This is a genomic window from Corynebacterium canis, from assembly GCF_030408595.1.
GTDB lineage: Bacteria > Actinomycetota > Actinomycetes > Mycobacteriales > Mycobacteriaceae > Corynebacterium > Corynebacterium canis.
Window position 1 is genome coordinate 1,416,528 of the sequence record NZ_CP047080.1, and the last position, 20,330, is coordinate 1,436,857.

13 protein-coding genes are annotated in these 20,330 nt (G+C 59.8%); 8 read left to right on the forward strand and 5 right to left on the reverse strand.

Annotated elements, in window-relative coordinates; genetic code table 11:
* Nucleotides 1-30: 30 nt before the first annotated feature.
* Both polA and CCANI_RS06250 read left to right on the forward strand, forming a co-directional pair.
* Nucleotides 31-2,670, forward strand: a complete 2,640-nt coding sequence (gene polA / locus CCANI_RS06245) for a DNA polymerase I (protein WP_146325559.1) — start codon at nt 31-33, stop codon at nt 2,668-2,670.
* Between the two features lie 296 nt (nt 2,671-2,966).
* Nucleotides 2,967-3,614 (forward strand): LppP/LprE family lipoprotein, encoded by a 648-nt coding sequence (locus CCANI_RS06250; protein WP_186750393.1) that lies wholly within the window; start codon nt 2,967-2,969, stop codon nt 3,612-3,614.
* On the opposite strand, the gene CCANI_RS06255 is transcribed toward CCANI_RS06250, so the two are convergent.
* A complete protein-coding gene (locus CCANI_RS06255; protein ID WP_146325555.1) occupies nt 3,615-4,391 on the reverse strand; it encodes a class I SAM-dependent methyltransferase in 777 nt (258 codons plus the stop codon). It abuts the gene before it with no gap.
* A 197-nt stretch (nt 4,392-4,588) separates the two neighbouring features.
* On the opposite strand from CCANI_RS06255, the gene rpsA reads away from it, so the two are divergent.
* Nucleotides 4,589-6,043, forward strand: a complete 1,455-nt coding sequence (rpsA, locus tag CCANI_RS06260; protein ID WP_146325554.1) for a 30S ribosomal protein S1 — start codon at nt 4,589-4,591, stop codon at nt 6,041-6,043.
* Between the two features lie 80 nt (nt 6,044-6,123).
* Here the strand turns inward: rpsA and CCANI_RS06265 are convergent, their stop codons facing one another.
* Complete coding sequence (locus CCANI_RS06265) at nt 6,124-6,930, reverse strand: DUF4253 domain-containing protein (protein WP_146325553.1); 807 nt, start codon at nt 6,928-6,930, stop codon at nt 6,124-6,126.
* Nucleotides 6,931-7,509: 579 nt separating this feature from the next.
* On the opposite strand from CCANI_RS06265, the gene CCANI_RS06270 reads away from it, so the two are divergent.
* The 4 genes from CCANI_RS06270 to CCANI_RS06285 all read left to right on the forward strand — a co-directional run bounded on the left by CCANI_RS06270 (nt 7,510) and on the right by CCANI_RS06285 (nt 12,925).
* Nucleotides 7,510-9,564 carry a glucose PTS transporter subunit IIA gene (locus CCANI_RS06270; RefSeq protein WP_146325552.1) on the forward strand — a complete coding sequence of 685 codons (2,055 nt, stop codon included), beginning with the start codon at nt 7,510-7,512 and terminating at the stop codon, nt 9,562-9,564.
* Nucleotides 9,565-9,720: 156 nt separating this feature from the next.
* Entirely contained in the window at nt 9,721-10,317 is a 597-nt protein-coding gene (coaE, locus tag CCANI_RS06275) for a dephospho-CoA kinase (RefSeq protein ID WP_146325558.1), read from the forward strand.
* Nucleotides 10,318-10,322: 5 nt separating this feature from the next.
* Nucleotides 10,323-12,410 carry an excinuclease ABC subunit UvrB gene (uvrB, locus tag CCANI_RS06280; protein ID WP_146325551.1) on the forward strand — a complete coding sequence of 696 codons (2,088 nt, stop codon included), beginning with the start codon at nt 10,323-10,325 and terminating at the stop codon, nt 12,408-12,410.
* 74 nt (nt 12,411-12,484) lie between these two features.
* The gene (locus CCANI_RS06285) at nt 12,485-12,925 is read left to right on the forward strand and encodes a universal stress protein (RefSeq protein WP_146325550.1); all 441 of its coding nucleotides are present in this window, start codon (nt 12,485-12,487) and stop codon (nt 12,923-12,925) included.
* 605 nt (nt 12,926-13,530) lie between these two features.
* Here the strand turns inward: CCANI_RS06285 and CCANI_RS06290 are convergent.
* From CCANI_RS06290 to CCANI_RS06300, 3 genes are all read right to left on the reverse strand, one after another.
* Nucleotides 13,531-15,741 (reverse strand): HelD family protein, encoded by a 2,211-nt coding sequence (locus CCANI_RS06290; RefSeq protein ID WP_146325549.1) that lies wholly within the window; start codon nt 15,739-15,741, stop codon nt 13,531-13,533.
* A gap of 104 nt (nt 15,742-15,845) precedes the next feature.
* Nucleotides 15,846-16,697: a DoxX family protein gene (locus CCANI_RS06295; protein ID WP_146325548.1), complete on the reverse strand. Its 852-nt coding sequence runs from the start codon at nt 16,695-16,697 to the stop codon at nt 15,846-15,848.
* Nucleotides 16,698-16,794: 97 nt separating this feature from the next.
* Nucleotides 16,795-17,394: an MBL fold metallo-hydrolase gene (locus CCANI_RS06300; RefSeq protein WP_146325547.1), complete on the reverse strand. Its 600-nt coding sequence runs from the start codon at nt 17,392-17,394 to the stop codon at nt 16,795-16,797.
* Nucleotides 17,395-17,474: 80 nt separating this feature from the next.
* Here CCANI_RS06300 and uvrA point away from each other — a divergent pair, with 80 nt between their 5' ends.
* On the forward strand, nt 17,475-20,330 hold the full coding sequence (uvrA, locus tag CCANI_RS06305) for an excinuclease ABC subunit UvrA (protein WP_146325546.1): 2,856 nt from the start codon (nt 17,475-17,477) through the stop codon (nt 20,328-20,330).

The following is a 20,330-nucleotide window of genomic DNA, read 5'->3' on the forward strand; positions in this document are numbered from 1 at the left end:
GGGCGGGTGACTGGAACTCGACCTCGCCTCATGCTTATTGATGGTCATTCGATGGCCTTCCGTGCGTTTTATGCGCTGCCCGCCGAGAATTTTTCAACCACCGGTGGCCAGCACACCAACGCGGTGTACGGTTTTCTTTCGATGTTGACGTCCCTGCTGAAGGAGGAGCGCCCCACGCACATCGCCGTTGCGTTCGATGTTGGGCGCAATACCTTCCGTACGGAAATGTTTCCCGAGTATAAGGCGCAACGGGAGGCGGCGCCGGAGGAGTTCCGCGGCCAGGTCGAGCTGATCCAAGAGGTGCTGAACGCGCTGGGCATTGTCACGATGCAACTGGACAATTTCGAGGCAGATGACATTATTGCCACGCTGGCCACGGCGGCGCAGCCGCTCAATTTTGAAACCCTCGTGGTCACCGGCGATCGGGATTCGTTCCAATTGGTCAATGATTCCACCACGGTGCTGTACCCGATGCGCGGGGTGAGCGTGTTGCATCGTTTTACCCCGGCGGCGGTCGAAGAAAAGTACGGTTTAACGCCGGAGCAATATCCGGATTTCGCGGCGCTGCGGGGGGACCCGTCGGATAATCTGCCGAATATTCCGGGCGTGGGGGAGAAGACCGCCACGAAGTGGATTAAGGAATACGGTTCGCTGACAAACCTGTTGGAGCACGCGGCGGATATTAAAGGCCGCGCGGGCAATAATCTGCGTGAGCGCCTTGACCAGGTGCGTTTGAACCGCCGGTTGACGGAGATGGTCAAGGATTTGGAGTTGCCGTATCGGCCTAACGAGCTGGAGTTCCGCCCAGCCAACGCCGCGGAAATCGCAGAGCAGTTCGACCAGCTCCAGTTTGGAACGAATTTGCGGGAGCGGGTGCTGGGTGTCATTGATACCGGCGACTCCGAACCGGCCGAGACTGAAGAGCCCACCGAACTTGTTATCGAGTCCGAGCCGGTGCGCACCTGGTTGCCTAAGCGCCGCGGGCGTGGGCTTGCCATGGCGGTTACTGGTGATGCCACGCCGGGCGAGGGCGATGCCTGGGTGGTGGCGTTGCTGGATCAGGATTACCGCAGCATTATCGTGGATTTGCGCGAGGTCACGCCCGAGGACGAGCAGGCGTTGGCCGAGTGGTTGGCTTCCGATAGTCCGAAGTATTTGCACGGCGCGAAGGCTGCGTACCACATGTTGCATGGGCGGGGTTTGCCGTTGCAGGGCGTCACCCATGACACTGCGATTGCGGCTTACCTGCTGCGTCCAGGCCAGCGAACGTATGAGCTTATCGACGTCCTGCAGCGCCATCTGCAGCGGCAGCTTCCGGAGGCGCAATCCGGCCAGCTTTCGCTATTAGATGTGCCGGATAATTCCCGCGAACTTGTCGATCATGCGGCCGCAATCCTGGATCTTACGGTGGAGCTGACCAAACAATTGCAGGCCATTGATTCCTTTGAGTTGTATCAGGAACTTGAGGTGCCGTTGGCGGGCGTTTTGGCGCGCATGGAGGAAACCGGCATCGCCGTGAATGTTGCGCGCCTTGAGGAGCAGCGTGAGGTTTACGTTGATAAGGTCGCCGAAGCCGAAGCCGCCGCGCGCGAACTGGTGAGCGATCCCTCGCTAAACCTTTCGAGCCCCAAGCAGCTGCAGGTGGTGCTGTTTGAAACCCTGGGTTTGCCGAAAACCAAGAAGATCAAGACCGGTTATTCCACGGCGGCGAAGGAAATTGAGGCGCTTGCGGTGAAGTCGCCGCACCCGTTCTTGGATCATTTATTGGCGCACCGCGAGTACCAGAAAATGAAGACTACGCTCGACGGGCTTATCAAGGCGGTGCAGCCCGATGGCCGGATTCGCACCACGTTCCAGCAGACGGTGACGTCCACGGGTCGCCTGAGTTCCACCGATCCGAACTTGCAGAATATCCCGGTGCGCACCCCGGCGGGCCGGAAAATTCGCTCCGCTTTCGTTTCGAACGGGGAGTCGGATTTGCTGATTACGGCGGACTATTCGCAGATTGAGATGCGCGTGATGGCGCACCTGTCCGCAGACCCCGGGCTTATCGACGCCTACAGTAAGGGCGAGGACCTGCACAACTACGTCGGTTCCAAGGTGTTTAACGTGGGTATCAACGAGGTCACCCCAGAATTGCGCCGCCGCGTTAAGGCCATGTCCTATGGCCTCGTGTATGGCCTTTCGGCGTTCGGTCTGTCGCAGCAATTGGGCATTCCGCCGGGGGAGGCAAAGGGAATCATGGAGACCTATTTCGAACGTTTTGGCGGGGTGAAGCGTTACCTGGATTCGGTGGTGGAGCAGGCCCGCCGCGACGGCTATACCTCCACGCTATTCGGCCGCCGCCGCTATTTGCCCGAGCTGAATTCCGATAACCGTGTGGCGCGCGAAAACGCCGAACGCGCCGCCTTGAACGCGCCCATTCAGGGCACGGCCGCGGACATTATCAAGGTTGCCATGGTGCGTATCGACGCCGCGTTGCGCTCCGGCAACCTCGAATCCACCATGCTGCTGCAGGTACACGACGAATTGGTGATTAACGTTGTGCCCGGCGAGCTGGAGGTGGTCAAGGAGATCCTCGAACGGGAGATGGATCAAGCGATCAAGCTTTCGGTTCCTTTGGAGGTTTCCATTGGTGTCGGCCCCGATTGGGATGCGGCGGCCCATTAGTTTGGAAAGGTTTTATTTTCCGGCCGAGTCGTTTCCTATTAGTAATTTATTTGTGGCCTAAATTTTAATAGGGGTAGAGTGCGTGAATGGAAATATGGTAACGTATACATAATCCACCCGATACTCCTATTGAAAAAACTATTACTCCTCAAGTGATTTAACCCGGGTTCCTTGGGCGAAGTTTTATACGTCGTTGCATAACACGTTGGATAAGACAAGAAGGAGTTGAGTTACTCATGGCCACGCAGCGTTTAGCCTTTACAAAAGTAGCCGTTGCAACGTGCGTACTTTCTTGTATGCTCGCTGCTTGCGACAATCCATTTGCGGGGCAAAATACCCAAACGTCCACGGCCGGAACCTCCGCCGAGGGTTCGGCGGCCACGAGCGGGGTTTCCAGCACCGGTGATAGCACTTCGGCCATCGCCGGAACTGATCAAGCGACGAGCGCAACCTCGTCCGGTTCGGAATCTTCCAGCCAGGCGGCCACATCGTCTGACGGCCAGAAGTGCCAGAATCTGACTGGCCAACAGGCCCTGGAAAAGCACCTCGCCCAGGTGCCTCGGCCGTTCCCTGATGATTATGATCCCGCCGAAAACCATTGGAGCTTGAATAGCCCCACAGATACCTACGATCCGTGTGCGGAGCTTTCCTGGATCCTGCTGAAGATTGATCGCGGCACGGCCTCCTCGCCGCATCAGGTGATGTTGTTCCACAATGGCGTGTATGTGACGCGCGCGACTGATCAGCCGTTCGCTTTTGAGCCTTATCGGATTTGGCTTGGGGATGACGATGATGTGTTTATCGAATTCCGGTACGCGCTGGAAGGCCAATCCACCGCAGATGCCTCCGGCAGCGTAACCGCTCGGTACAGCTGGAATGAGGACTACCAAAACCTCGATCGCTTCGGCGATGTTCCGCCTGGTGCCGGTTGGGTGGAGTACTGATTAGCGTGCAAGTTCGGCCACGAATATTGCCGTGCCGGGAAATAGCTTGCCGCGCAGCGGGGACCACTGGCCCCATTCCTCGGTGAGGTGCTCGGGCCATTCGGGTTCGATAAGGTCGTTGAGAATAAACCCGGCTTGGCGGAGTTCGCGGATGCGGTCGCCGAGGGTGCGGTGGTGTTCCACATATGTGATTTTCCCGGTGGCATTGTCGCGTTCAACGTATGGGCTGCGGTCAAAGTAACTGGTGTATACGGTGAGGCCTTCAGGGCCCGGATCGTCGGGGAAGATCCATCGCATTGGGTGGGTGACGGAGAACACAAACCGGCCGCCGGGTTTTAAAACGCGCGCTACCTCCCGCATTAGGGCGGCGGTGTCTGCGACGAAGGGGATGGCGCCAAACGCCGAGAACGCGACGTCGAAAATATTGCTGGCGTAGGGCATATGCACGGCGTCAGCTTGCACGAGAGGTATTTTGGGTTCGCGGCCGAATTGCAGCATATTCGCGGAAATATCAAATGCGGTGATAAAGCCAACGCCGTCGTCGGCTAACCAACGGGAGCAGGGAGCAGATCCGCAGCCTATTTCGAGGACGTGGGAGGTGCGGACATCGCCGAGTAAACGAATGTCTTTTTCGTGAAGCATTTCGGGGCACCAATAAAATCCCTGGAGATAGTTTGTATGCTCCTCGTGGTAGTTGCGTGCGTCCAAGTCCCACCAAGTGCGGTTTGCGCGGGAAGATTCTTGGTCATCCGGATCGGTGCCGGTGAAGTTCCTCATACGGTGCGATTCTATTTGCTTTAGCTGGGCAAACGCTGTAGCTTTGAAAGAGCGTGTCTGTGCTCGTTAGCGCGTTTCGCTTACATAGGAGGGTGGAAAGTGGTAGCGGGCGGGATCAAAGCCTGTGTTCAACAGTATTTTTGAGAGACTCGCTTCCTGTCCGTTTTCTATTCCTATCCGCATTCGGAGCACTTTATATGCCCACCAACAACACCCCTCAGGTTGCCATCAACGACATCGGCACCGCTGAGGACTTCCTCGCCGCAGTCGACGCAACCATCAAGTACTTCAACGATGGCGATATCGTGGAAGGTACCGTCGTTAAGGTTGACCGCGACGAGGTACTGCTCGACATCGGCTACAAGACCGAGGGTGTGATTCCCTCCCGCGAGCTTTCCATCAAGCACGATGTCGATCCGGGCGAGGTCGTCCAGGTCGGCGACGAAATCGACGCTCTGGTTTTGACCAAGGAGGACAAGGAAGGCCGTCTCATCCTTTCCAAGAAGCGCGCCCAGTACGAGCGCGCTTGGGGTGCCATTGAGGAACTCAAGGAGAAGGACGAGCCGGTTACCGGTACCGTTATTGAGGTTGTCAAGGGTGGTCTCATCCTGGACATCGGCCTGCGCGGTTTCCTTCCTGCTTCCCTCGTTGAAATGCGTCGCGTTCGTGACCTGGATCCGTACATTGGTCAGGAGATCGAAGCTAAGATCATCGAGCTGGACAAGAACCGCAACAATGTTGTGCTTTCGCGTCGCGCTTGGCTCGAGCAGACCCAATCCGAGGTGCGTTCCGAGTTCCTGCACCAGCTGCAGAAGGGCCAGGTCCGCAAGGGCGTTGTGTCCTCCATCGTCAATTTCGGCGCGTTCGTCGATTTGGGCGGTGTAGACGGTCTGGTGCACGTTTCCGAACTGTCTTGGAAGCACATCGATCACCCGTCCGAGGTTGTCACCGTTGGTGACGAAGTGACCGTCGAGGTTCTCGACGTTGATCTCGACCGCGAGCGCGTGTCCCTTTCCTTGAAGGCCACCATGGAGGATCCGTGGCGCGTCTTCGCCCGCACCCACGCTGTGGGCCAGATCGTGCCTGGTAAGGTCACCAAGCTGGTGCCGTTCGGTGCGTTCGTCCGCGTCGAGGAAGGCATCGAAGGCCTCGTCCACATCTCCGAGCTGGCCGAGCGCCACGTTGAGGTGCCGGACCAGGTTGTGGGCGTCGGGGAAGAGGCAATGGTCAAGGTTATTGATATTGACCTTGAGCGCCGCCGCATCTCCCTGTCGCTGAAGCAGGCCGACGAGGACTACACCGAAGACTTCGATCCGTCCAAGTACGGCATGGGCGACTCCTACGATGAGCAGGGTAACTACATCTTCCCTGAAGGCTTCGACCCCGAGACCAACGAATGGCTCGAAGGCTTCGACGCTCAGCGCCAGGAGTGGGAGGCACGCTACGCAGAGTCCGAGCGTCGCTTCCAGCTGCACACCGCTCAGATCGAACGCCACCGCTACGCTGCCGACGCCGCTGCAGAGTCCGGCGCAGGCGAATACACTTCCGACGCCGCGGAGGCACCTGCTGCTGCCGACGCCGCCGAGGTCGCTGGTTCGCTGGCATCCGACGAGCAGCTCGCAGCACTGCGCGAAAAGCTCGCTGGCAACTAACGCCTGAAAGTACAAGCCTTCCTATACCTCGCCGATTTTCCGGCCGGGCTGGGAAGGCTTTTGCTTTGCCTCGCTCGCGGCTAATCCCACCAGAACGCCCATGCGAGAGCCGGTATGGCCGGCACATAGTTTTCGAAAGTTTGGGTGCCTTGTTCGATATTGTCGGGGCAAAAGAGATAATGCTCCAGCGCCGCCTGCACCTGTTCGCCCGGATCCGTCGGGGGATGGGGGACCTGCAGCGTGAGGAAATCCGGGTTGAGTTGCATCAGCACCGCGCCGAAGCGGTCCTCCCAGCTGCGGAGCACGGCGCTGACATCGGGGCCGAGGATATCGTAATTGGTGCCGCCCAGCCAGCCCAGCGCCGCCGGGATATCCGCCGGACGGGTCGTGGGCACCACCAATAAACCGTAATTAGCGGGGACGTCGGCGGGGGCGAGGCGATGGCGGGTGCCGGACGTCGTAAAGCGGGCCAAATGTGTGAACGGTGGGTGCGGTACCGCGTAGGTGCGGAAGTCCGGATCGCTGTATCGGCGGCGGAAAAAGGCCTCCGCGTCTTCGGTGATTTCCGCTGGTCCGGCTAGGAATTCGCGGAGCACGCCGAGGGGGTCGCCGCGGTACTCTTCTAGGTCCGTAACCACCGGCCATAAGCCGTGTTCTGGGAACGTGAGTACGAGGTGTTGCCAGAGTAATTCAAGGTTGCCTGCGGTGACCAGCGCGGCGACAGCCTCGCCGCTTTCGCCCGCCGCGACGGGGGTGTAGCTGCAACCCCAGCGCTCGCGCAACATGTCAAGTTCGCCGGGGCGCGCGGCGCGGGTTTGAATTTCGGCCAGCTCGAATGAACCGTCTGATTGTTGGGGCCATACCTTGCGTGATGGGAGTTGCACCATGAGGCCATGTTAATACCAGTGCGGCACCCTGTCAGCGATTCGAAAATTTCAGCGAAAGTGACGGCGGGTGTGAAGCGCGCAACGCGGTACGCCCTATTGTGTCGGCTACCACAGCAAACCCGGGCGTTTAGTGCCGCTGTTACCTTGCTGCAAGGGTGGTTATATGTGGCCATATGTTCCAAAAATCGGCGGCTCTCGGGTACATACCAGTGGGCATAGCGATACTGCCTAACACAAACCTGGTTATGACCACGCATCACCTTTCCGGGGGAGGTGGGGGCCAAATGCGGGCATTGTGGCGATGTCATTTATCGGCTTCATGGTGGTAACGCCGCAGGTTAAGTGAATAATCTCTCCCACATTTGTGCCCGAATGTCTTGGATTTTATTGGGTTCGGGCATATGATATTGGGAACGGTCGAAGGATGCGGGCACACTTGGGCATTGCTCGAATTTTCGACTATAACCCTGGTCTGTTGCTATAAGCGGTGGGCCAGAGATCATATCCAGTGCAACCTTCCTGTGGTGGCGTCCGCGTGCAATCCGCTAACCGGGGGGTTCCCAAAAGAAAGGTGTGTTCGTGGCATCAAAGACAATGACCACGTCGCAGTTCATCCTTGAAAAGATGGGCGGCGCAGCGAACATTACGAGCTTGACTCACTGTGCAACGCGGTTGCGCTTCCAAGTTGCGGATCAAAGTTTGATCGATCAGAAAGCGTTGGACGGGCACCCAGAAGTCCTCGGTGTCGTGCCGCAGGGAACCAACGGCCTCCAGGTGGTTATGGGCGGCGGCGTCGCCGACTACTACCAGGGGATTTTGCAGCAGCCGGGCATGGGGGACGGCGAACGCCCCAAGGCGGACAGCGGCAAAAAGGATTACGGCGGCGTACGCGGCAAATACGGCTGGATCGATTATTGCTTCGAATTCCTATCCGATACCTTCCGCCCCGTGCTGTGGGCCCTGCTCGGCGCCTCGCTGATTATTACGATCCTGGTGCTTCTGGATACCTTCGGCGTGCAGGATTTCCGCGCGGAGGAACAGCCGCCGACGTTCCAGTTTATGCACGCCATGTGGCGCAGCGTGTTCTACTTCCTGCCGGTGATGGTGGGTGCCACCGCGGCCCGTAAGCTGGGCGCAAACGAGTGGGTCGGCGCCGCCATCCCGGCCGCGCTGCTCACCCCGGAGTTCCTGAAGATGAAGGAATTGCCGGAAACGGTGGTGACCCAGAACAATGTCGGCGCGGAAATCTTTACCGTGGACGTGTTCGGCATTCCGATGGTGCTGAGCGATTACGGCGGACAGGTGTTCCCCCCGATCCTGGCCGCGATCGCGCTGTTCTGGCTGGAAAAGCTGCTGAAGAAGGTCATTCCTTCCGCCGTGCACATGGTGTTCGTGCCGTTCTTCTCGCTGCTGATTCTGATCCCGGCGACGGCGTTCCTGCTCGGCCCATTCGGCATCGGCGTGGGTAACGGTATTTCCGCTTTCCTGAGCGCAGTGAATGGTTTCTCGCCGCTGATTTTGGCCATTGTGGTGCCGCTGCTGTATCCGTTCTTGGTGCCGTTGGGCCTGCACTGGCCGCTGAACGCCATTATGATTCAGAACATCGCCACCCTGGGTTATGACTTTATCCAAGGCCCCATGGGCGCCTGGAACTTCGCCTGCTTCGGCGTGGTCACGGGCGTGATGGTGGTGTCGCTGAAGGAAGGCAACCGGCAGATGCGCCAGGTGTCCTTCGGTGGCATGATGGCCGGTCTGCTCGGTGGTATTTCGGAGCCGTCCCTCTACGGTGTGTTGCTGCGTTTCCGCAAGTCCTATATGCGCCTGCTGCCCGGCTGTTTCGCCGGTGGTGTGGTCATGGGCTTGTTTGACGTCAAGGCAAACGCCTTCGTGTTTACTTCGTTGCTGACCGTGCCCGCCATGGACCCGATGGGTGGTTACGCCATCGGTATCGCCGTTGCGTTCTTTACTTCCTTCTTGCTCGTGGTGTTCTTCGATTACCGCACGAAGGAGGAGCAGGCCAATATGCGCGCGGAGAACGAGGCCGCCATCGCCGCGCTCAAGGCTGAACAAGAGGGTATCGACGCCGCGCCTGCCCCCGCAGCCGAGCCCCTCGGCGCCGGCGCGGCTGCCGGCGGTGCGGTAGCTACTGCGCCCGCAAAGCCCCAGTTGGTGCCGGGCACCAAGGTTTCCATTACCGCGCCGCTGGAGGGCCGCGCCATTGCGTTGACGGATATCGATGATCCGGTATTCGCAGGCGAGACCATGGGTAAGGGCATCGCCATCGAACCTACCGGCAATACCGTCTACGCCCCGGCGGACGGCAAGATGCTGATCGTGCAAAAGACCGGTCACGCCGTTGCCATGCGTTTGGAATCCGGCGTGGAGCTGCTGATTCACGTGGGCATGGATACCGTCCAGCTCAATGGCAAGGGCTTTACCACCCATGTGGAGCGCAAGCAGGACGTCAAGGCCGGCGACCCGCTGATCACCTTCGACCCCGCCGTGATCAAAGAGGCAGGTTACCCGCTGATCACCCCGGTGGTTGTGATGAACACCAAGAAGCTGGAATCCGTCGCTGGTGTTCCCGCGGATAGCGTTACCCTGACCACCCCAGTGATCGAGGTTACCGTCTAACCCGCGCTTTTCGATCCCCGCCGGTCCGCGGCGGGGATCTTTTTTATGCGCCGATCACGTTGGGTGCGGCGGTGGAGGTGCGGGAGCCGCGGCGTCGATAAGCAACTTTGGGGTCATCGCCGCCCGAGAAATCCTTGTAGGTTGGAGCGCATGGGACTGAAAAAGATCGGGCTTACAGGCGGAATTGGAAGCGGAAAATCAACGGTAGCGAGCCTGCTGGCGCGGGCCGGGTTTTGCATTATTGACGCGGACCAGATCGCGCGCGATATCGTCGAACCGGGGCAGCCGGCGTTGGAGGAATTAGTAAACGCATTCGGCCCTGGGATCGTGCTTGCGGACGGTCACCTTAATCGCGCGGAACTCGCCCGGCTGGCGTTTTCCTCGCCGGAATCCACGGCGCTGCTCAATGCGATCACGCACCCGAAAATCGCTGCGGAAACCGCGCGCAGATTCGCCGACGCCGTCGCGGAAGGGCACGAGGAAGTGGTCTATGACATGCCGTTATTGGTGGACAATGGGCTGCACCGCGAGATGGACACGGTGGTGGTTGTGCACGCGGATCCGGAAATCCGCATCGCCAGATTGGTGCGCTACCGCGGGCTCGACGAAGCGGATGCGCGCCGCAGATTGGCGCAGCAAATTAGCGATGCGGAGCGCAATGCGGCGGCCGATATTGTGATTGATAACAATGGCGATATTGAGGCGCTGGTGCCGCAAGTGGAACAGCTGGCCAAGCAACTTCGCTTACCATAGGAGGCATGGCTTTCGCTGCTGAGCACCCCGTATTGTCCGTATCCGAATTCCGCCCCGTTGGGGAGGTCGAACGCGCCGAAGGGAAATTCGAAGTTGTTTCCGAATATCAACCGGCGGGGGACCAGCCCGCGGCGATCAAGGAACTCACGGAACGCATCCAACGCGGGGAGCGCGATATCGTGCTGTTGGGCGCCACCGGCACCGGCAAATCCGCCACCGCCGCGTGGCTGATCGAGCAGGTGCAGCGCCCGACGCTGGTGATGGCGCCGAATAAAACGCTGGCAGCGCAGCTGGCCAACGAGCTGCGGCAGCTGTTGCCGAACAACTCCGTGGAGTACTTCGTGAGCTACTACGACTACTACCAGCCGGAGGCGTATATCGCGCAGACGGATACCTATATTGAAAAGGATTCCTCGATCAACGAGGATGTGGAACGCCTCCGCCACTCCGCAACTTCGAACTTGCTTTCGCGTCGCGATGTGGTGGTGGTGAGCTCCGTTTCCTGTATCTACGGCCTGGGCACGCCGCAGTCCTACCTGGATCGCTCGGTGGTGCTGCAGGTGGGCGAGGAGATCGAACGCGATCGCTTCCTGCGGCTGCTCGTGGATATCCAATACGGGCGCAACGACGTCGCGTTTACCCGCGGCACGTTCCGCGTAAAAGGCGACACCGTGGATATCATCCCGGCCTACGAGGAGCTGGCGGTGCGGGTGGAGTTCTTCGGCGATGAGATCGATTCTTTGTACTACATTCATCCGCTCACCGGTGATGTGATCCGGCAATCCGACGAGGTGCGGATCTTCCCCGCCACGCACTACGTTGCCGGGCCGGAACGCATGGAAAAAGCCGTGGCCGCGATCAAGGAGGAGCTGGCGCAGCGCTTGGCAGACCTGGAAAATCGCGGCAAATTGCTGGAGGCGCAGCGGCTGCGGATGCGCACCGAGTACGACCTTGAAATGATCGAACAGGTGGGCTTTTGCTCGGGCATTGAGAATTACTCCCGGCATATTGACGGCCGCGAGGCCGGGTCCGCGCCCGCCACGCTGATTGATTACTTCCCAGAGGATTTCCTTACGATCATCGACGAGTCTCACGTGACGGTGCCGCAGATCGGCGGTATGTACGAAGGCGACGCATCGCGAAAGCGCAACCTGGTGGATTTCGGGTTTCGCCTGCCGTCGGCGCTGGATAACCGCCCGCTGACCTGGCAGGAGTTCGATGACCGCAAGGGGCAATGCGTGTATATGTCCGCCACCCCTGGCGATTATGAAATGGCGGCCGCCGGGGGCGAATTCGTCGAACAGGTGATCCGCCCGACCGGCTTGGTTGATCCGAAAGTAGTTGTGAAACCCACGTCTGGGCAGATCGATGATTTGATCTACGAGATTCGGCAGCGCACCGAGAAAAACGAACGTGTGTTGGTGACTACGCTGACCAAAAAAATGGCCGAAGACCTTACGGATTATTTGCTTGAGCACGGGGTGCGCGTGCGCTATTTGCACTCCGATATAGATACCTTGCAGCGCGTGGAATTGCTGCGCCAGCTGCGGCTTGGCGAATATGATGTGCTGGTTGGCATTAACCTGCTGCGCGAGGGTTTGGACCTGCCCGAGGTGTCGCTGGTGTCCATTTTGGACGCGGATAAGGAAGGGTTTTTGCGCTCCACGCGTTCGCTCATTCAGACGATTGGCCGTGCCGCGCGCAACGTTGGCGGCGAGGTGCATATGTATGCCGATCGGATCACGGATTCGATGCAGCAGGCGATCGATGAGACGAATCGTCGCCGCGCCCGCCAGATCGCCTATAACGAGGAGCACGGGATCGACCCGCAGCCATTGCGCAAAAAGATCGCCGATATCCTCGACCAAGTGTACGAAGACACGCCTATCGACGCCGCGGCTGACGTCGCCGTTGTGGAGCGGCCCGACGTGAGCTCGATGCCACAGGGTCAGGTGCAAAAGCTCATCGATGAACTCACTGCTCAGATGGGTGCGGCGGCCCGCGAACTCAAGTTTGAGCTGGCAGGACGCTTGCGCGATGAGATCGCGGATTTGAAGAAGGAACTCCGCGGCATGCGGGAGGCGGGAATCTAGGAAAAGAGGCTTATTATCGGAGGGTCGAATGCTAGGATATTAGCGGCTTACAAGACCCATTGGGAAGGTTCATAATGAGCGATTACAAAAAAATCGTCGTTGGCACGGATGGCTCCAAATCCTCCTTGCTTGCGGTAGAGCGTGCCGCCGCAATCGCAGGTGCATTCGATGCGACCCTGATTATTGGTTGCGCATATTACGAGACCAAAGAAGATGCATCCAAGACCTTGCGCCAGGACTCCGTCACCGTCTTGGGCGACGATCCGGCTCAAAAGAATCTGGAAACCGCAGCTTCCGCCGCCAGGGCCGCCGGTGCCAAGAATATCGAAACCTGCATCAAGCCGGGCACCCCGGTTGAGGCATTGATGAGCATTGTGAATGAGAACCAGGCCGACCTACTGGTCGTGGGTAACCGAGGCATTAACTCCCTTACCGGCCGGTTGCTTGGCTCCGTGCCCGCCGACGTTGCCCGCCAATCGCAGTGCGACGTCATGATCGTTCACACCGTGAGCTAACAGGCATCGCATCGCCACTCAACGCCGCCCGGTAACACATCTCACCGAGCGGCGTTTCCATTTCCACGCTTTCGAATAAACATGCGATATGGGGCCTCTTTCTGCCTTTGGGTTACGAGCTTGCCGCACCCGGACCTGGCTTGGCGTGTGTTAGCCCGGCGTGGCAATCCAGTGCCAGCGTGGGGGACCGGTTTGCTGGCTCAGGCCCAGTGCCCAGAGCCCCAAAAGGTGCCTCCGCGGGTTGGGCGGGCATCCATCCGCCCGAAATCGGCTATTGCGGAGCCAAAACCGAGATATTAAACTGGAGGCAATTCAGTTGTGTGCCGCACATGAAATTTTTTACACAGATTTCGCGTTCTGGTGTAAAAAATATCAAATTCGGCCGCGAAATCAGCCAGGCGCGTAAGAAATTACATCAAAAACGCGATTTTGATGTAAAAAATATCACGTGGCACAACTTAACCATCAAGTGGCGGGCCACTAATTGATCCTCGCAGCGGCCTTGCGGGGTGCTAGGGTATGGGCGCCACACTTACAGGCCGTTAAAACGGGCCTTATTGATCGTGTGCAACACATCGGGGTTATGCGCTGCCGCCTTGCGACGATCAGGGGGAGGGGATTTCGCCGATGACGGTAAGGGTTTGGGTGGCTCGGGTCAGCGCCACGTACAGGTCTTGCCAACCTTGGGGCGAGCGTTCCACGATCTGGGCGGGGTTTTCCAAAATGACGTGGTCGTATTCCAGGCCTTTGACCTCGGCGACGTTACCGGCGTTGATCACGTGGGTAAGGCGGTCGGGTTGGGCGGATTGCATCGCCGCAGCGATCGGTTCCGCAGCCGTTCCCGCAGGTAGGAAGGTTACGGGCGTGTCGGTATGCCGAATGGATCGGCTGGGCTCCTGCTCTGGGGCGATCATTGGCAGGATGCGCAATGCCACCTCCATGATTTCGGCGGGTGTGCGGTAGTTCACCGTCAGCTGGTGCCTGCGGAAACGCTGCTTGACATAGGGGGCGAGGGTTTCGGCCCAACTATCCACGCCGGCGGGGGAACCCGTTTGGGCGGTATCTCCAACGATGGTCATCCAGCGGGACGGGCACCGGCGCATCACCATGCGCCATTCCATGGGGGAAAGCTCCTGCGCTTCATCCACCACGACGTGGCCATATGCCCAGGTGTGGTCGGCTTGGGCGCGTTCCGCGGTGGAACGGACGTCCCGGATTTTTTGGCGGGCGGCCAGGGTTTCGGCGTCGATGACGTCGTGCGCCATCAGGATTTCCGCATCGAAGCCGTCGTCGAGGTCTTGGGAAGCGGATCCCGTCAGGATATCCAGCGCTTCTTGCGCCTCCTCGATCTGTTCTTGCCACTGGCGGTCGGCCTCGGCTTGGGCTTCCGCCGGGTCGGCGATGCCGATCAATACGGCAAGTTCGTCGAGCAAGGCTGCGTCGGAGGCGGCCCATTCGGATCCGGCCGGGCGCAAAAGCGCCGCGCGGGTTTCGTCATCATATTCGGATGCTGCAACGTCTATTCGATCCGCGTTTTCGAGCAAATCGCGCAAAACCTCACGCGGTTCCAGCGGCGGCCAAAACGAATCGATAAGTTCCATGACGTGCGCCTCCTCCGCGAGGTCCTCGTGGAGCTGGGCAATATCCCCTCCGGAAAGCAGGTTTTTCCCACCCAATGGGTCGGCACCGATTGTTTCCGCTAGCAGCCCGGCGAGCTGCTCCAGCATATGCTCGCGAAATACCGAACGCGCACGGTTGTGCGGTTGGCGGGAACGGCGGGCGCGGGTCCGTGATTTCTTTACCAGCGCGGCGTCGACACGCAACGCTATGCCCTCGACGGTGAGGGTGAGGGGTTCCTCGGGCAAGGTTTGATAGGCCTTGACTGCGTGGTCGAGAATGTGGGCCATTTCCGCGCTGCCCTTGATTTCCCTGGTCAGCAGCGATTCCGGGGCGCGGCCGTGCACGCCGGGGTAGAGGTCGCCGATGGTGGAAAGCACGACACCGGTCTCGCCGAGTTCGGGGAGCACGCGCGAGATGTAATCCAAAAACGTGGCGTTGGGGCCGATGATCAAGACGCCGGTCTTGGCCAATTGCTCGCGCCAGGTATAGAGCAAATATGCGATGCGATGCAGGGCCACGGCCGTTTTACCGGTTCCGGGGCCGCCCTCAACAACCATGACGCCGCGCGTGGTATCGCGGATGATCTCGTCCTGCTCGCGTTGGATGGTTTCCACGATATCGGTCATAAACCCGGTGCGGGCGGCCTCCAAGGCGCGGAACAGCGCGGATTCGCTGCTGACGTCGGCGCGCTCTGGGCCGACTTGATCGCCGGCGAGGTTTTCATCGTCCACCCCAACGACAGATCGGCCCTTTGTTCGAATATGGCGGCGGGTCTCCACGCCCTCCGGGTGCGCCGTAGTGGCCAGGTAGAACGCCCGCGCCATCGGCGCGCGCCAATCCAGCAACAAGGTGCGGTAGTTGTCTTCGCGGGCATCTAAACCCATGCGGCCGATATAGCGGCGGTCTAGGTCTGGGCGCTCGGGTACGGGGTTTTCCGGTTCGGCGGCCGCGACGTCGATACGCCCAAACACTAGGCCTAGCTGCGCCAAGTTGAGCCGATCAAGTTTCCTATTCAACGCATGGTATTCGGTCTCACGTTCGACGAGCGCTTCGGCGTCAGGGTTGGCGCGGTCGACGCGCAGCATAACCTCCGCGAGCCGTTCGTTGGAGCGTTGCACTTCGGCGTCCAACCGAGCGAACAGGGAGCTCACATACTCCTGTTCGGCCGCGATTTCCGTAGCGGCAACATTTTCCATGGGGGCACCTTCTCCTTTGGAAACCAGCGGAATGTTCGGCCCACCAGTGTGCCCTATATTCCGCCGGTTATGCCACTAGCGCGGCCGAGAAGGCGCCAAAACCGTTAAATATCGAACTTCTTGGTCAGCTTCTTTTGCGCCCGGACCAGCGCTTTATCGGCGCGCTTCTGGTACACGGCCGCCGCTTTGCGCAGCTTCTTGGAACGCCGCCCGGCGTAGGCTTCGGCCTGCTCGGAAAGCTCGTCGGCGCGTGCCTGCGTGGCGGCCGCCGCCTTGACCAAGCGGGAACGCGCGGCCGTGGCGTGGTGCTGCGCGCGGTCCAACCAATCGTCTTTATTGTCCTCCACATAGTCGCGCGCCTGGTCTGCGTATCCGCCGACGGTTTCGGCCGCTTCCTCGAGGAAGTTGCGGGCGTTGGAGGCGAACGCAGATGCGGTTTCCTGGGCGGAATCGGCAAACTTTTCGGTTTCGCTCTTGGTGGGCAGGGCCTGTTGGATCGCCTTATTGGCGTCCTTCGCCGCGCGGGTTGCGCGCCATTTCAGGCCGGGCTTGCCGGCGGTATCGGCGGAGGCGATGATCAACCCGCCGAGCAGGGCAACGCTGGTGGTAAACCCGTTTCGGCGGTTTTTCTTTTCCTCCGGGTCCTGGGTTTCCCAGAAGGCGTGGCGGGCCAAAATGGTGGGCACGGAGACCGCCGCCAGTACGCCTGCGGAAAGGCGCGGGAACTTGCCCAGCGCGAGCAGCGTGCCGGCTACGACCTTGGTTGCGCCGACGGATCGGGCGACCAGTTCGGGGTCGCGCGGGATCTGGCGGGCGTATTCGTAGGGCAGGACGGTGCGCGCGTGACTGATCACGGCTTGGGTGCCCTCGACGTGTTCATCGGTGTTAATGAGCGTGTCCACACCATCGGCGACATACACGGACGCCAGCATTGGGCGTGCAAGCTTACGGATCATTGCTGTAAAGCTCCTTTAAGTTTCGCGGATGAGGCGTATTCGAGTGTACGGAAACTTCCGCACTTGCGCTGCTGAATTGCCGGACTCAAACACCTATTTACCAGCCCCGTTGCCGCCATTCGTCGAGGTGCGGACGCTCCGTACCCAGCGTGGTCGGCTTGCCGTGCCCCGGATGCACGATGGCATCGTCGGGATATTCTGCGAAAATTCGTTCGGTTACATCGTCGAGCAATTGCTTAAATTCGGCCGGCGAGTTCGTCTTACCCACGCCGCCGGGAAACAGGCTATCCCCAACAAAGAGGTGAGTGCGGCCGTCGATTTCGGCGGCGATTACCATGCCCCCTTCAGTGTGCCCACGTACGATTCGCACCGGGAATTCATGCCCCGCAAAGGTAAGCGTGTCCCCATCATGCTTTTCGACGTCCACCGGGCACGGCAATGCGGGGGCGTCCAGCGCCGAGGCGATATGGGTGGCATTCGTGGCGGCCAGGACTTCTGGTAATGCGCGCACGTGATCGCCGTGCCGGTGCGTTGTTACCACTTGGGTGATCCGCACATCGAGGTCGGCGGCGAGTTGGAGGAGGGCGGGGGCGTTATCCGCGGCGTCGATAAGTAACGCTTCTTGCCCGCAGGTGAGAAGATAGCAATTGTTGTCCATATCGGACACGGAAATCTGATGAAGCGAGAGTGTGGTCATACGGCCAGCGTAACCAAACATGAGCTTTAGTGGTTTGTTCGATATGGTGGGTGCGGTCTGAAATGAAAGGTGTCCAAAGCATGGCTGATCGCCTGATTGTGCGAGGCGCGCGGGAGCATAACCTCAAGGGCGTTGATATCGATATTCCACGTGACACGATGGTGGTGTTTACCGGGCTTTCGGGGTCGGGGAAATCCTCGTTGGCGTTTGACACCATCTTCGCGGAAGGGCAGCGGCGGTACGTGGAATCGCTGTCCTCCTATGCCCGCCAATTCCTGGGGCAGATGGATAAACCGGACGTAGATTTCATCGAAGGGTTATCGCCAGCGGTTTCGATCGACCAAAAATCCACCAACCGCAACCCGCGCTCCACGGTGGGCACCATTACGGAGGTCTACGATTACCTCCGCCTGCTCTATGCCCGCGCAGGCACCGCCCATTGCCCGGAATGCGACGCCGTGATCGAGCGCCAAACCCCGCAGCAGATCGTGGACCAGATCCTGGCGATGGAGGAGGGCCTGAAGTTTCAGGTGCTGGCGCCGGTGGTGCGCACCCGCAAGGGCGAATTCGTGGAACTATTTGCCAACCTTGCGGCGCAGGGTTACGCGCGCGTTCGCGTCGACGGCGAGGTGCATCAGCTGACCAATCCGCCCACCTTGGAAAAGCAGATCAAGCACGATATTGAGGTGGTGGTGGACCGCCTGCAGGTCAAGCCCACGCAGCGCCAACGGCTCACCGATTCCATCGAAACTGCGTTGCAGCTCGCCGATGGGGTGGTGGAGCTTGATTTCCTCACCTTGCCCGACGATCACCCGCACCGCACGCGCCGCTTCTCCGAAAAACTCGCCTGCCCGAACGGGCACACCCTGGGCGTGGACGAGCTGGAGCCGCGTTCGTTTTCCTTTAACTCTCCGTACGGCGCCTGCCCGGCGTGCGATGGCCTGGGTACCCGCCTGGAAGTGGACCTTGACCTGGTGATTCCCGACCCAGACGCGCCGGTATTGGAGGCGATCCAGCCGTGGATGTCGGGCGCCGGCGAGGGCTATTACCAAAAGCTGCTGGTCGGTTTCGCCGCGGTGATGGGCTTCGATGTAAACACCCCGTTTTCAGAGCTGACGGCCGCGCAGCGCAAGGCGATCCTGCATGGTTCGCGGCGCAAGGTGAACGTGCAATACACGAATCGTTATGGCCGCACCCGCAATTGGAATTCCGCGTTCGAAGGTGTGTTGCCCAGCCTGACGCGCCGACTGGAAAACACGGATTCCGACGCCCAAAAGGAACGCCTGCTGAGTTATATGCGCGAGGTCGCCTGCCCGACCTGCCAGGGGACGCGCCTGAAGCCGGAGATTTTGGCGGTCCGGCTGGCTTCCGAAAGCCATGGCGAACAATCGATCGCAGGTTTGACTCGCATGTCGGTGGAGGAGGCCTCCGCGTTCCTGGATTCCCTCACCCTTGGTCACCGCGAGGCGATGATCGCGGGCGCGGTGTTGAAAGAGGTCCAGGCGCGGCTGAAGTTCCTGCTGGATGTGGGCCTGAATTACCTGTCGCTCGATCGCGCCGCGGGCACGCTGTCCGGCGGTGAGGCGCAGCGCATTCGGCTGGCCACGCAGATCGGCTCCGGCTTGGCGGGTGTGCTCTATGTGCTCGACGAGCCTTCGATCGGGTTGCACCAGCGCGACAACCAGCGACTCATCGCCACTCTCGAACATTTGCGCGACATTGGCAATACCTTGATCGTGGTCGAACACGACGAAGACACGATCAAGGCCGCCGATTGGCTCGTGGATATCGGACCCCGCGCCGGCGAGTTCGGCGGTGAGGTTGTGTACCAGGGCCCGCCGCGCGGCATCGAAAAGTGCAAAAACTCCATCACCGGCGATTACCTTTCCGGCCGCAAGGTCCTCGGCGTCCCCGCTTCTCGACGCCCCGCCAACCCCGACCGGCAGCTCCGCATCGTCGGCGCGCGCGAAAACAACCTCCAAGACATCGATGTCGATATTCCTTTGGGCGTGCTGTGTTGCATTACCGGCGTTTCGGGGTCCGGGAAATCCACGTTGATTAACCAGATTTTGGCGAAAGTCTTGGCGAATAAGCTTAATCGTTCGCGCCAGGTGCCGGGCAAAACCAAGCGCGTGGAGGGTGTCGAACACCTAGACAAATTGGTGCAGGTGGATCAATCGCCGATCGGGCGCACCCCGCGTTCCAACCCCGCGACCTATACCGGTGTGTTTGATAAGATCCGCACCTTGTTTGCGGAAACCACCGAGGCGAAAGTGCGGGGCTACAAGCCGGGGCGTTTCTCCTTTAACGTCAAGGGTGGGCGTTGCGAGGCCTGCCACGGCGACGGCACCCTAAAGATCGAAATGAACTTCCTGCCGGATGTGTATGTGCCTTGCGAGGTGTGTGGTGGCGCTCGCTACAATCGCGAAACCCTCGAAGTTTTGTACAAAGGCAAAAACATCGCACAGGTGTTGGACATGTCCATTAGCGAGGCCGCCGAGTTTTTCGCCCCGATCGGCTCAATCCACCGCTACCTAAACACCTTGGTGGAAGTCGGTTTGGGTTATGTGCGCTTGGGACAATCCGCGACGACGCTGTCCGGTGGCGAGGCCCAGCGCGTCAAGCTCGCCTCCGAATTGCACAAGCGTTCCAATGGTCGGACGGTGTACATTCTGGACGAGCCGACCACCGGCCTGCATTTCGAAGACATCCGCAAATTGATGCTGGTGATCCAGGGGCTCGTGGACAAGGGCAATAGCGTCCTGATCATCGAACACAACCTCGATGTGATCAAGGCTGCGGACTGGATCATCGACATGGGTCCGGAAGGCGGCGCAGGCGGCGGTACCGTCGTGGCCGCCGGAACCCCCGAAGAGGTCGCCCAGGTTGCGGAGTCCTACACGGGCAACTTCCTGCGGGAGCTATTGCCCCGATAG